Below are 13,216 nucleotides of genomic sequence, written 5' to 3'. Positions count from 1 at the left end.
GATTTGCACGCTTGCCGGGATCAGGTCAGCTCGGTCCGCAGCGCCTTGGTGGCATCGACCATCACCTTGAGTGCGGCTTCCGTCTCTTCCCAGCCCCGGGTCTTGAGGCCGCAATCCGGGTTGACCCAAAGCCGATCGGCCGGGATCTGCTTGGCTGCCTTGCGGATCAGATCCTCAATCCAGCTCTGGCTCGGCACGTTCGGCGAGTGGATGTCATACACGCCCGGACCGATCTCGTTGGGGTAGTTGAAGCGCTCGAACGCTTCAAGCAACTGCATCTGACTACGGCTGGTCTCTATGGTGATCACGTCCGCATCCAACGCCGCCACCGCCTCTATGATGAGGTTGAAATCGCTATAACACATGTGGGTGTGGATCTGGGTGCTGTCCACCACCGGGCTTGCGCTCAGGCGGAAGGCGCGCACCGCCCAGTCCAGATATGCCTGGTGATCCTGCTTGCGCAGGGGCAGCCCTTCACGGATCGCAGGCTCGTCGATCTGGATGATCTTGATGCCGGCGGCTTCCAGATCCGCCACCTCGTCACGAATGGCCAGACCAATCTGCAGGGCAGACTGCTCGCGGCTCACGTCTTCGCGCGGGAAGGACCAGCAGAGAATGGTCACGGGCCCGGTCAGCATCCCCTTGACCGGCTTGTCGGTCAGGCTCTGGGCAAACTTGGTCCACTCAAGGGTCATTGGGGTCGGGCGGTCGATATCCGTGGTGATCACCGGCGGCTTGACGCAGCGGGAGCCATAGCTCTGTACCCAGCCGAAGCGGGTGATGGCAAAGCCGTCCAGCAACTCACCGAAGTACTCCACCATGTCGTTGCGCTCGGCCTCGCCATGCACCAGCACGTCCAGCCCGATGGCCTCCTGGCGCTCGATGGCATCCTTGATTTGAGCCTGGATGCCCGCCTCATAGGCGCTGTCATCGATGCGGCCCGCCCGCCACTCCTGACGCAGCACCCGAATTTCCGAGGTCTGCGGGAAGGAGCCAATGGTGGTGGTAGGCAGCAGCGGCAACTTGAGATCATGGCGCTGGGCCTGCACCCGTACCGGATAGGCGCTCTGGCGATCGAAGTCGCTGTTGGTCAGGCTGGCCAGACGGGACTGCACCGCTTTCTTGTGGACCCGGCTGTCGGACTCCCGATCCACGATGGGCTGACTGTAAGCGGTGATCTTGTCCAGATCCCCTCCGTCCAGGTAGTCGGAGAGCAGCCCCAGCTCGTAGCACTTTTGCAGGGCGAAGGCGAACCAGCTGCGGGTCTGGGGATCCAGCTCGTGCTCCAGGGTCAAGTCCACCGGGCTGTGCAGCAGGGAACAGGAAGAGGCAACCCAGAGCCGCTCGCCGAGCTTCTCTTTCAATGCATTCAGCGTCGGCGCCAGCTTGGCCAGGTTGGCACGCCAGACGTTGCGACCATTGATCACACCGGCTGAGAGGACCCACTGGGCCGGCAAGTGCGGGACCAGGGTCTCCAGCTGCTCGGGGGCAGCCACCAGATCCAGGTGCAGGCCATCCACCTTCAGGCTGGTGATGATGTCGCGCTGATGAGCCACCGAACCGAAATAGGTGGTGAGCAGCAGTTTGCAGGGGCCGCTCAGGCGCTCATAGGCGTTGAGGTAGGCCAGGCGCCAATCGTCCGGCAGGTCCAGCGCCAGGGCCGGCTCGTCGATCTGCACCCACTCCACCCCTTGCGCGGCCAGCTTGGCCAGTATCTCCTGATAGACGATCAGCAGGCGGTCGAGCAGTTCGAGGCGAGAGAAGCCGCTCTCTTTCTCCTTGCCCAGCCACAGATAGGAGACGGGCCCCAGCAGCACGGCCTTGACCGGCAGCCCCAGCGCTTTGGCCTCTTCCACTTCGTCAAACAGTTGGCTCCAGCCCAGCTTGAAGCGCTGATCACGGCTGAACTCGGGTACCAGGTAGTGGTAGTTGGTATTGAACCACTTGGTCATCTCGGCGGCGGCGGCAGACGGGCCGGTCGGCGCACGGCCACGGGCCACCCGGAACAGGGTGTCGAGATCGGTATCCCCATGGCGGTGGCGGGCAGGCACGGCGTCCACCAGCAAACTGGTGCCGAGCACTTGGTCGTACCAGGCAAAATCCCCCACCGGCAGCAGGTTGACCCCGGCGGTGCGCTGGGCCTGCCAGTGGCGCTCACGCAGGCTCTTGCCCACAGCGACCAGCTCGGCCTGAGTGGTCTCGCCACGCCAGTAGGATTCGAGGGCAAATTTCAGCTCGCGCTTGGCGCCGATACGGGGGAAGCCCAGTGTGTGTGCTCGTGTCATAGGTCCAATTCCTTATGCTCATTCATCTGATGGGAAACTGGATGATTTGGCCATCCAGATGTTTACACATCCAAAATGACAAGATAAGGTGGCCTTGGCTATTGAATACTCTTCAACTGGCTCTCAAATAATCCGCAACTAGCGTGCAAGAGCGTTCAACGGATATGCAAGAAAGCCTTCAACTGATGCAACAAGGAGCCACGTCATGGCAGTGCCAAGCAATTCAGGCCTGGAAATCAAACATTTGAGAACCCTGACCGCATTGGCCGAGCAAGGGTCGCTGGTCGGCGCGGCGCAGAGCCTGAATCTGACCCAGTCGGCCCTCTCCCATCAGCTCAAAGAGCTGGAGACCCGTCTTGGCCTGGAGCTTTTTCTTCGCAAGAGCCGCCCCCTGGTGCTGACTGCAGCGGGCCAGCAGTTGCTGGCTCTGGCCCGCCAGGTGTTGCCCGCCCTGGCACAGACCGAGAAACAGCTGCAGGCCCTGCACAGCGGTGACGCGGGCCGGTTGCATCTGGCGCTGGACTGCCACAGCTGCATTCAGTGGCTGCTGCCGCTCTTGCCCGATTTTCGTCGCCAGTGGCCCGGGGTGGATCTGGAGGTGGAATCGGTGCCCGGCTTTGATGCGATCAATGCCCTGCTCGGCGGTCAGCTCGACTTGCTGCTCACCTCGGACGTACAGGCCCGCGGGGATCTCCACTTCGAGCCGCTGTTCGCCTTCGATCTCACCCTGGTGATGGCGCCGGATCACCCTCTATGCCACCAGGGCCGGATCACCCCGGAGGATCTCAAGCAGGAGGTGCTGCTGGTCTACCCGGTGGAGCGGGCCCGCATGGACGTGTTCAGCCGCTTCCTGCAACCGGCTGGGGTCGAGCCAGCCCGCTGCAAGCTGGTGGACAATACCTCCGTCATGCTGCAGATGGCCGCCGCCGGGCTCGGGGTCGCTGCCCTGCCGCGCTGGGCCAGCGAGGAGTTTGTGCGCCAGGGCTTGCTTGAGGCCAGGCCACTCGGCAACGGTGTACGCCGCCATATGTACGGGGCCGTGCGCGCCGCCGACAAGGACCAGCCCTGTTTGCAGAGCCTGTTCGAGCGCATTCGCAGCAAGATGGGTGAGCAGAAAGAGGCGTAAAAAGCCGCCCCCGGGGCGGCTTGCGATGCGTCAGGAAGCCAGCCCCCTCAGGGTTCGTCCTGGCAGTGGGTGGCGCCATGTCGCCTCGGGCAGTTGGCGCAGAGCTCGCCATCGCGGCGCTTGTAGTGCAGGCAGCAGCGCTGGCGCACATAACCGGGGGACAGCGTATCGGCCGGGATCGATGCCGGACGCCACCCCGCCAGATGCTCGGCCGGCAGGCCACAGGCGAAGAGCCAGCGCGGCGCATGTTCGCTCACCTGCTCACGGCTGACATGGGTGAAAAAGTCGGGCACCCGCACCAGGGCCGCCAGCAGATCATCGGCCAGCAGCGGGCGCACGAAACCCGGTCTGAGTCGCTGCACCCCGCCCAGCAGCCCGAACAGCGCCTGCCAGTGGGCTTGCAACCGCTCGCCCGCCACCTTGATCAACAGGCTGACATCCCCCTTGATCATGGGGTCGGCCGGCAGGATAAAACCGGATACCACGCCATCCTGATAGTCCTGCCCCATGCGATCGACGGCGGGGACGGCGCCCAACCGATAAACAGCAGCCATGGTCAGATAGAGGGATTGCCAGCAGAGCATGCCCCAGCTGCGGGTCAGCCAGTAGGCTGGCCCCGCCTCAGGGTGCGCCAGCCGCCAGTGTTCATATAGTACCGCCGCCACCTCGGCAGGGGTTGAATCGGGGGGCGCCGCCAGCAGATGAGGCCTGTCCCCCACTCCCGCCAGCCGCCCCTTGAGCGAAGGAATAACCCCGGCCACGACGGCAAACAGGGCGCCATGATCCGCAAGCGCACTAGCCTGTGTATCCGTGGTCAGTTCCTCAAGTCCACCGGCCCCAGTGAACTGGCGATTATCGCTGACTGCCAGTGGTGCAGCGGGCCCCGGGACTGGCCCGGGGCGCAGGGTCAGAATACGTATTTGAGTCGCGCCTCCACATTGCGCTCTGCCCCGAACCAGCAGTTGTTCTGGTCATAGCAGGAGTAATAGGTCTTGTTAAAGAGGTTGCTGGCACTCACCGAGGCCTCAACCCCCTTCAGACGCTGGCTGAGTTGGGCCAGATCGTAGGACGCCGCCATGTCCATCAGGAGGTAATCCGGAACCGTGTCCGTGTTGGCGGCATCAAGCTGTGCCTCCCTCACGTAACGCAGACCCGCCCCCAGCCGTAAACCCTTATCCAGCTGGTAGTTGCTCCAGAGGGATGACATCTGCTTGGGCACCCAGACCGGGGTCTTGCCCTGCAGGCTGGTGGTATCGCGGGTGATCTCCATGTCCTGGCGGGTATAACTCAGCGCCAGATCCAGCTGGCTGGTGAGATCGACTCGTCCCTCCAGCTCGACGCCCCTGGAGACCATCTCTCCGGTCTGCAGCTTGGGCCCATAGACGTTGTCCGGATCCGTCACCAGCGCATTTTGCTTGGTGATGTGGAAGACCGAGGCGGTAAAGGTCTTGCTCATGTCCTCGGAAAGATACTTGAGCCCCCCCTCCCACTGATGGCCTGTGGCAGGGTCAAAAGCCTTGCCGCTCTTGTCCGCCCCCGCTACCGGCTCGAAGCTCTCGGCATAGCTCACATAGGGGGAAAAGCCGCCATCCAGCTCATAGAGGGCGCCGAGACGGAAGGAGAGGTTGTCCTGATCTATCTTGGCGAGGGACTGGCTCGCCGCGCCCTGATAGAGGGTCTGGCTGTCGGTGTCCATCCGGTAGCTGTCGTAGCGGGCACCGCCTATGGCCACAAGCCTGTCGAGTCGCACCTGATCCTGCAGATAGACGCCGGTCTGGGACTGGCGAATGGTCTTGCTGTCCTGATAGTTGAAGGTGAGCGCCCCCGGCACTATCTGGCTGTGGTTCGGGTTGAAGATGTCGATGGCGGGGGCGGAATAGTCGAGGGTGTCCCGGTAGAGAATGCGGGCATCCAGATACTGGTAATCGACTCCGAGCAACAGGTTGTGCCGGGCGCTGCCGGTCATCACCTTGCCCGCTAGCTGGTTGTCGATAACAAAGCCACTGGAGTCTTCATCGGTCAGATAGGCATTGCGGGCCAGAGTGCGGTGGTCCGCCGCCAGCGCCGCATTGTAGGTGTTCTGCTGGTTGGCCGAGGCGTCCATGTAGCGGGCATTTTGCAGCAGTTGCCAGTTGTCGTTGAAGTCGTGGCTCAGCTTGTAGCCAAGCAGGGTCACCTCCCGGCTGTAGTGGTTCCAGTTCTCGTCGCCGAGGAAGCTGTCACTGCCAAGCTGGCCCAGGGGATTGGACTTGACCGAGCCGCTGGCCGGCACTGTGGTGTAGATGCCCGCTTGCGGGTCTTTCTGGTAGTAGAGATTCAGGTTCAGCAGGGTGCGATCACTCAACTGCCAGTCCAGCGATGGCGCGAATACATAGCGCTCCTCCTGTGAGGTCACCGCCTGCCCCTCCTTCTGGCGGGCCAGTCCCACCAGCCGATAGGCAAGCTGCTCGTTGATGGCGCCCGTGCTGTCGAGGGTCAGCTCCTTGAGAGTGCCGGTGCCCGTCGCCACGCTGAGACTGTGTCTGGCCTCACGTTGCGGCCGCTTGGCAATGAGGTTGACCATGCCCCCCGGCGGCATGCTGCCGTAGAGCACCGAGGTCGGCCCCTTGAACACCTCCAGCTGCTCGATGGCCACCGGATCTATCTGGGGTTGCAGGTTCCAGTCGTTGTATTGCAGCAAGAGGCCGTCGTAGAAGTTCTGGTAGTTGTCAAAGCCACGGATATTGAACAGGTCCAGCCGGTTGACCGCCCCGCCGCGCAGCTCGGTATTGACGCCGGGCACGTAGCGCAGCGCCTCGCTCACCGAGCTCACACCACGCTGCTCCAGGGTCTCGCCGTCCACCACAGAGATGGCCTGGGGCGTCTCCATGGGGTCGAGCCGGGTCTTGGTCGCCGTGTTGCGATAGGTCTGGCCCAGTACCGTCAGGGTTTCATCGGCCACCGCGCCTTGCGCATTGGACATGGGGGCGGCCAGCACGGGGCCGGCCAACAGGGCGGAGATGGTCACGGCGACCAGGGTCAATGGGGGGTGAACAAGTTGCATCTGATCCTCGATTGCTTGGCACAAGTTAATGGTAACAAATCTCATTTGCATTTTATTGTGCAAATTTGCTCTCGAATTAACAATTTGGGGCATGTCGGCAGGAAGAAGGGCAAAAGAGGGACAAGAAAAGCCCCATTCGACGACCTGTTATGTCGGTGGAGAAAGACCTTGAATTCAAATGGCTATCTTTTCTAAAGGCAGGCTTTAATGAGATGGCGGCCAATGGCGGGGTGCAACTGTGCTTGATACAGGCCGGACGATGGGCGCCCTGCCGCTAAACAGCTCACAGGGTGGGGGCTATGGGCAACCAGTACTCCATGTGGGCATCGGGTTGCTGACCATCGAAGCCTAAGGCGTAACGCTCCAGCTCGAAACCATCCAGCCCCCGATAACCCGAGACTGGCAGCCAGTGCAAGATGAACCAGTTGAGGGTCTGCCCCAGCTGGCTGATGGGGCCGACGTGGGTAAGCACTGCGTACTCCTGGGGCGGAATGGCCAGACGAGCCAGCCCGCTCGGTGGCTCGATCCCCTCCTCTGCCGCCACGCCCGCCCAGTAGGCCAGCTGCTCCCCAGCCCCTGACACATCTACCACGCCGATCAGATCGCGGGCCCTGTCCAGGCCACCGGCACTGCGCAAGGCACGCCAGATGGCGGGCACCGTCTGCTGAAAATCGGGTGAGCTGGCAAAGAGCCCGCGGATCAGTCCCTTGACCCCCTGCAGCATGAAACCCGGCAGGCTCTCGACCCTTACCTGCACCAGTCGGGGAGTATTGGCAAGCGGCATAGGCGCTCGCACCAGCTGGGTGCGCAATCCCAACCGCAGACCCCGTTTGCGATAGGCCAGCGGCGAGCAGCCGAACTGCTGCTTGAAGGCACGGCTGAAGCTCACCTCGGAACCAAATCCGTAGTTCAGCGCCAGATCCAGCACCCGCTGGCGGCTCGTGAGCAGCGCCTCCGCCGCCAGGCTCAGCTTGAGCTCGCGCACATAGTGGGCCACCGTCAGCCCTGTCTCGTGCAAGAAGACCCGCTGCAACTGCCAGCGCGACCAGCAGCTCTGCTCGGCCAGCTGCTCCAGCGACAATGGCTGATCCAGATGCCCGTGGATGTAGTCGAGCACCCGCTCGATGCGGGTGAAATGGGCGTTCGCCTGTGGCGCAGGGCCAGGAGATGCGAGAGGGAAGGTCGGTGTCATTGGGTGGTCGGGATCGCTGCCAGCAGAGGGGCACGCTCGCCCAAGTGGCCACATTAAACATGGCCGCTGCCCCGGCGGCAAGTGGTCTGCTGCCACCGGCGAACAGCGCACGCCCTGTTTGTGGCTCAACCCCGCGCTCTCACCTATGCCTTCAACGAGGCCGTCAAGCCAGGTTGTCAGACTGTCACAAAAGTGACGCGTTTCCCTGTCAGATTGTTTGAAAATAAATATATCAATTAGATTTGAAAGCCCATAGAGTCCTCGTTCGAATCTTTTTCAGGGAGAGCCAAGATGAAAAAAATTGCGTTGATCACCGGAGCCCGTGGCGGCATCGGATCCGCCATCACCACTGCCTTGCTGGCTCAGGGGTATCGCATCATCGCCACCCACTCCAGCGGCAACAGTGCGGCGGCCCACGACTGGTACGGGGAGCAGGGCTATCGGCCGGATCAGGTGCGGCTGCTGCCGCTGGACGTGGCCGACACCGCCATGTGCCGCGAGACCCTGGGTCGCCTGTTGCAAGACGAGGGCCGGGTGGACGTGCTGGTCAACAACGCCGGCATCACCCGGGATGGCGCCTTCAAGCGCATGGCGCCGGAGCAGTGGTTCGAGGTGATCCACACCAATCTGTGCAGCCTCTACAACGTGACCCAGCCGCTGTTCGACGCCATGTGCGAACAGCGCGATGCCCGCATCATCAACATCTCCTCGGTCAACGGCCAGAAGGGACAGTTCGGTCAGGTCAACTACTCGGCGGCCAAGGCGGGCATGCTGGGCTTTACCAAGGCGCTGGCGGCGGAGGGGGCCCGCTTCGGGGTCACGGTCAACGCCATCGCCCCCGGTTACACAGCCACCCCCATGGTGGAGGCGATCCGCAGCGATATCCTCGACAGCATCAAGGCCGACATTCCCATGCGTCGCCTCGCCAAGCCGGAGGAGATCGCCGCCGCCGTGGCCTTCCTCGCAAGCGAAGCGGGCGCCTATATCACGGGGGAAACCCTGGCCATCAACGGCGGCCTCTATATGAAATAGCGCCGGGATCAAGGCGAACGACAGAGGGCAGCCAACAGGCTGCCCTCTGTGTTTGCAAGTCGGGACGAGCAGGTTGCCACCCGGCTCAGGGGCGCGCCGGCACGGCCCCCGAGGGCTCGGCGAAGTGGCTGCGCAGGGCCGTGATCACCCGCCGCACCTTCTCCGGTATCTCCCGCTGCGGGGTGATGGCATGGATCTCCATGGGCAGCACCCGAAATCCCGGCAGCAGCTCCAGCAGCCGACCCTGGGCGAGATCCTCGGCGATTTCCCCCTCGGGTTGCAGCGAGACCCCCTGCCCCGCCAGGGTGAACTGGCGCAGCGGCAGCACGTTGTTGCACACCACCCTGGGTTTGGGTTTGACCTTGTGACCCTGCCCCTTGTCGTCGAAGAAGGTCAGGCCCCCGCTCAGCATGTCCGCCGCCAGCCAGTCGTGTTCCAGCAGATCTGCCGGACTGCGCGGTGTGCCTTTGCGCGCCAGATAGGCAGGCGAGGCACATAGCAGCATCCGGGTCTGACCCAGCTTGCGCGCCACCAGGCTGGAGTCGGACAGGGTACCGACCCGCAGCGCCACGTCGATGCGCTCGGCGATGAGATCCCGCTTCTCGTCGTCGGCGATGATCTGGATGCACAAGCCGGGATGGGCCTGCAACAGGGGCGACAAGGCTCGCGCCAGCGGCTGACCCGCCATCCCCACGGGCGCAGTGATCCGCACCTCGCCGAGCAGGCTGTCGCGCACCTCGGAGAGGCGCAGCTCGGTCTGGTTCAGCGTCTGTTGCAGCGACTGGCACCCCTGCCACACCACTTCCCCCGCCTCGGTCAGGTTGAGGCGACGGGTGGAACGGTGCAGCAGGGTGAGGCCGAGCAGGCTCTCCAGCTGGCTGATATGCTGACTGACGGCGGAGGGGGTCATGCCAAGGGCCTTGGCGGCGCCCGTCATGCTGCCCGCCTCTACCACGGCGGCGAAGATGGCGTAACGTCTGAGCTGTTCCATTATTAAATCCAGCTTACAAGTGAATCACTTTTACAGTCGATTATTAAATCACATTTGACGGAGTAGGATAGCCCCATTCCAACAGTGAAGGAGAATCACCCATGAAAATTGCCCTGATCGGTGCCAGCGGTTTTGTCGGTACAGCCATCCTCAATGAAGCAGTCAGCCGCGGCCATCACGTCACCGCCATCGTCCGCGATGTCAGCAAAGTCGCTGCCCACCCGCAGGTCACCTCCGTGGCGGTAGATGCCCAGAACCCACAGGCACTGGCCGAGGTGCTCAAGGGGCACGACCGGGTGATCAGCGCCTACAACCCGGGCTGGACCGCACCGGACATCTACGACCAGTACCTCAAAGGGGCCAAGGCCATAGTCGCGGCGGCCGTGACCGCCCGCAGCTGGTTGCTGGTGGTCGGTGGTGCCGGCAGCCTGGAAATCGCCCCCGGCGTACAGCTGGTGGATACCCCGGACTTCCCGGCCGAGTGGAAACAGGGCGCACTGGCGGCCCGCGACGGTCTCACCGCCCTGCGCCGTGAAACCACCCTCGACTGGCGCTTCGTCTCCCCGCCCGTGTTCCTCGAACCCGGCGACAAGCGCGGTGGCTATCACCTCGGTGGCGATCAGGTGCTCTTTAGCGGTGACAAACCTGCCGGGATCACGGTCGGCGATCTGGCCGATGGCGTGCTGAACGAGGTGGAAAAACCGGCCCACCTGCGCCAGCGCTTTACTCTGGGCTACTGAGTGGGCAACCGAGTGAGCACGCTCACCGATCAGGCCCTTGCCTGATCCCCGCTCAAAGCACACAACAAGAAGGGAGGCATCAGCCTCCCTTCTTGTTTCGCGTCTCCGATAGCCCAGGCTCAATCCCGCCAGTGAACGCTATGCCAGCCAGCAGCGTGTTCTCGCAATAGCCGTGGGCACGCTGCGCTGATAGGACAGTCGGAACACAGCCCCGTGTACCGCTCAATAAACGCCCACCCGAATGGGCATCGAATTCTATTTCGATTTTTGTATATAACTAAGAATAATTTGTTGTTTCCGTCTTATAACGCCGAACAGTAGCATCACCCTCAATCCAAATGGCGCCATCTTTACCGGTCGGCCCGGTGTGTCACCACCGACCCGCGCTGTCATGTTTGCACTGAGTCGTCGGGAATGCCCCGGTACTCAGAAAATGAGGAGGTGCACATGGAACATTCACCACTGCCGATCATCGATCTCGCCGCCCTTGGTGGCGACCCCGCGACTCGTCGCCACATGCTGGCCAAGCTTGGCCGGGCGGCCCGCGACATCGGCTTTTTCTATCTGACAGGCCATGGCCTGAGCGAGGTGCAGCAGCAAGAGACCCTGGCGCTGGCGGCCCGCTTCTTCGCCCTGCCGGAGCAGGAAAAACGGGCGGTGCAGATGGTACACTCCCCCCATTTTCGCGGTTACAACCAGGTGGGCGCCGAACTCACCCGCCAGCGGCCAGACCGGCGGGAGCAGTTCGACATCATGAATGAGGCACCTGCGCTGGCAAAAGACGAGATCCATGCCCCCTGGCAGCGGCTGATAGGCCCCAACCAGTGGCCTGCCGCCCTGCCCGAGATGAAAGCGCAGCTGCTGGCCTGGCAGGAACGGCTGAGCGACATCACCCTCACCCTGCTCGACGCCTTCGCCGAGGTGCTGGCGCAGCCGCAAGGCGTGTTCGATGCCAGCATTCGCGGCAAGCCCTACCAGCACATGAAGCTCATCCACTATCCGGGGCGCGAAGCAAGTAGCAGCAGCCAGGGAGTGGGCGCCCACAAGGATCCCGGCTACCTGACCCTGGTGATGCAGGACGATCACTCCGGGCTTGAGGTGGAGACAGCCGACGGCTGGATCCCGGCGCCGCCCCTGCCGGGGGCTCTGGTGGTCAATATCGGCGAGCTGCTGGAGCTGGCTTCCAACGGCTACCTCAAGGCCACCCTGCACAGGGTAGTGAGCCCGCCGCCGGGGGTATCGCGCCTCTCCTGCGCCTTCTTTATGGCGGCGCGGCTCGATGCCACAGTGCCGCTGCTGACCCTGTCGCCGAGTCTGGCGGCGCAGGCGCAAGGCCCCGAGAGCGACCCCGCCAACCCGCTCTTCTATCAGGTGGGGGAAAACGTGCTGAAAGGACGGTTGCGCTCCCACCCGGATGTGGCGGCGCGCCACTATACCGCCGACCCGGCTTCAGCCAACGAACAGATAGCAAGCGGGCAGACGACAAACAGCGAGCGGCGCGAACCGCAGCCAGCCTGACTCTGCCATACCTATTAGACGGGGGACGCCGCGGCGTCCCGCCACCCGGATGACACAAGCAGTTAAGCCACAGCCTGGCAATGACGGAGTAATAGAATGAAATTCAAGACAATGAGCGTGCACAGCGGCCAACGGATCGATCCCCAGACCGGCGCCCTCACCACACCGCTTTACCAGAGCAGCACCTTCAGCTACTTCAATGCCCAGGCGGGCAAGGAGCGTTTCGCAGGTCAGGCCCCCGGCTTTATCTACAGCCGCTTTGGCAATCCCACCACAGCCGAGCTGGAGCAAAAACTGGCAGCCCTTGAGGGCGCCGACGAGGCGCTGGTGGTGGCAAGCGGCATGGCGGCGGTGAGCGCCATCATGTATGCCCTGGCCGACAGCGGCGATGAGGTGGCCTACATAGGTCCGCTCTACGGCGGCACAGATGCCTTCCTGAAACAGACCTTCAGCCGCGCCGGCATCAAGGTCACCGCCTACGAGAGCGATCAGGATCTGCTGGCCAACATTCGTCCCGCCACCAAGGTGGTACTGTTCGAAACTCTGACCAACCCCACCCTCAAGGTGGTGGATCCGCGGGTGGTAGTGGAAGCGGCCCGCAAGGTGGGTGCCATCAGCGTGTGTGACAACACCTTCCTCACTCCCTATCTTTTGCGCCCGCTCGAGCTTGGCATCGACATCGTCATGCACAGCGGCACCAAGTATCTGGGCGGCCACGGCGACATCATCGCCGGGGTAGTGGCCGGCTCCCACGCGCTGATGAAATCCATCCGCACCGTGGCGCTCAAGCACATCGGCTCCCCCATAGGCCCGCAGGAGGCCTACCTGCTGCAACGGGGAGTCAAGACCCTGCCGCTGCGCATGGATGCCCACCTGCACAACGCGCAGAAAGTGGCCGAGTTCCTGGCCGTTCACCCGGCGGTGAAGAAGGTGATCTACCCGGGCCTCGTCAGCCACCCGGGCCACGATGCCCTCGGCGCCTTCGCCAGCGGCTTCGGCGGCATGGTGAGCATAGAGCTGGAAGGGGGCTTTGCGCGCTGCGCCACCCTGCTCGACAACCTGCAACTGTTCGTGCAGGCGGTGAGCCTCGGCGATCTCGAGAGCCTGGCCTGCCATCCGGCCAGCACCACCCACGCCGCCATGGACGAAGCGAGCCGTCTCGCCGCCGGGGTGAATGACGATCTCATCCGCTTCAGCATCGGCGTGGAGGACGCCGACGATCTGATCGCCGATCTGGCGGCGGCGCTGGCCCTCGTCTGACGGACAAAGGCTAGCCTACACGGCTGGCA

Annotated in this window: 10 protein-coding genes; 5 read left to right on the top strand and 5 right to left on the bottom strand. The window is 63.2% G+C overall.

Annotation, left to right across the window (positions count from 1 at the left end):
• Nucleotides 1–20 precede the first annotated feature (20 nt).
• Complete coding sequence (gene metE / locus AACX78_RS11445) at nt 21–2,285, bottom strand: 5-methyltetrahydropteroyltriglutamate--homocysteine S-methyltransferase (RefSeq protein WP_201302839.1); 2,265 nt, start codon at nt 2,283–2,285, stop codon at nt 21–23.
• A 205-nt stretch (nt 2,286–2,490) separates the two neighbouring features.
• Between metE and AACX78_RS11440 the strand changes: the two genes are divergently transcribed.
• Entirely contained in the window at nt 2,491–3,411 is a 921-nt protein-coding gene (locus AACX78_RS11440; RefSeq protein WP_159166264.1) for a LysR substrate-binding domain-containing protein, read from the top strand.
• 47 nt (nt 3,412–3,458) lie between these two features.
• Here AACX78_RS11440 and AACX78_RS11435 read toward each other — a convergent pair whose 3' ends face one another.
• From AACX78_RS11435 to AACX78_RS11425, 3 genes are all read right to left on the bottom strand, one after another.
• Nucleotides 3,459–4,229: a siderophore ferric iron reductase gene (locus AACX78_RS11435; RefSeq protein WP_159167511.1), complete on the bottom strand. Its 771-nt coding sequence runs from the start codon at nt 4,227–4,229 to the stop codon at nt 3,459–3,461.
• An 89-nt stretch (nt 4,230–4,318) separates the two neighbouring features.
• Nucleotides 4,319–6,454: a TonB-dependent siderophore receptor gene (locus AACX78_RS11430; RefSeq protein WP_159166263.1), complete on the bottom strand. Its 2,136-nt coding sequence runs from the start codon at nt 6,452–6,454 to the stop codon at nt 4,319–4,321.
• A 283-nt stretch (nt 6,455–6,737) separates the two neighbouring features.
• Entirely contained in the window at nt 6,738–7,646 is a 909-nt protein-coding gene (locus tag AACX78_RS11425) for an AraC family transcriptional regulator (RefSeq protein ID WP_201302838.1), read from the bottom strand.
• Nucleotides 7,647–7,937: 291 nt separating this feature from the next.
• On the opposite strand from AACX78_RS11425, the gene AACX78_RS11420 reads away from it, so the two are divergent.
• On the top strand, nt 7,938–8,678 hold the full coding sequence (locus AACX78_RS11420; RefSeq protein WP_042869918.1) for an SDR family oxidoreductase: 741 nt from the start codon (nt 7,938–7,940) through the stop codon (nt 8,676–8,678).
• A gap of 85 nt (nt 8,679–8,763) precedes the next feature.
• Here the strand turns inward: AACX78_RS11420 and AACX78_RS11415 are convergent, their stop codons facing one another.
• Complete coding sequence (locus AACX78_RS11415) at nt 8,764–9,669, bottom strand: LysR family transcriptional regulator (protein ID WP_159166262.1); 906 nt, start codon at nt 9,667–9,669, stop codon at nt 8,764–8,766.
• Between the two features lie 101 nt (nt 9,670–9,770).
• Here AACX78_RS11415 and AACX78_RS11410 point away from each other — a divergent pair, with 101 nt between their 5' ends.
• The 3 genes from AACX78_RS11410 (at nt 9,771) to AACX78_RS11400 (ending at nt 13,187) form a co-directional block, all read left to right on the top strand.
• Nucleotides 9,771–10,409 (top strand): NAD(P)-dependent oxidoreductase, encoded by a 639-nt coding sequence (locus AACX78_RS11410; RefSeq protein WP_159166261.1) that lies wholly within the window; start codon nt 9,771–9,773, stop codon nt 10,407–10,409.
• A gap of 447 nt (nt 10,410–10,856) precedes the next feature.
• Complete coding sequence (locus AACX78_RS11405) at nt 10,857–11,927, top strand: isopenicillin N synthase family dioxygenase (RefSeq protein WP_159166260.1); 1,071 nt, start codon at nt 10,857–10,859, stop codon at nt 11,925–11,927.
• A gap of 96 nt (nt 11,928–12,023) precedes the next feature.
• Nucleotides 12,024–13,187 (top strand): trans-sulfuration enzyme family protein, encoded by a 1,164-nt coding sequence (locus AACX78_RS11400; RefSeq protein ID WP_159166259.1) that lies wholly within the window; start codon nt 12,024–12,026, stop codon nt 13,185–13,187.
• The last annotated feature ends 29 nt before the right edge of the window (nt 13,188–13,216 follow it).

The sequence above is a fragment of the Aeromonas sp. 9A genome, from assembly GCF_963900955.1.
Classification (GTDB): domain Bacteria; phylum Pseudomonadota; class Gammaproteobacteria; order Enterobacterales; family Aeromonadaceae; genus Aeromonas; species Aeromonas salmonicida.
The sequence above is the reverse complement of the archived record's forward strand: the minus strand, read 5'-3'. Positions and strand labels throughout refer to the sequence as shown.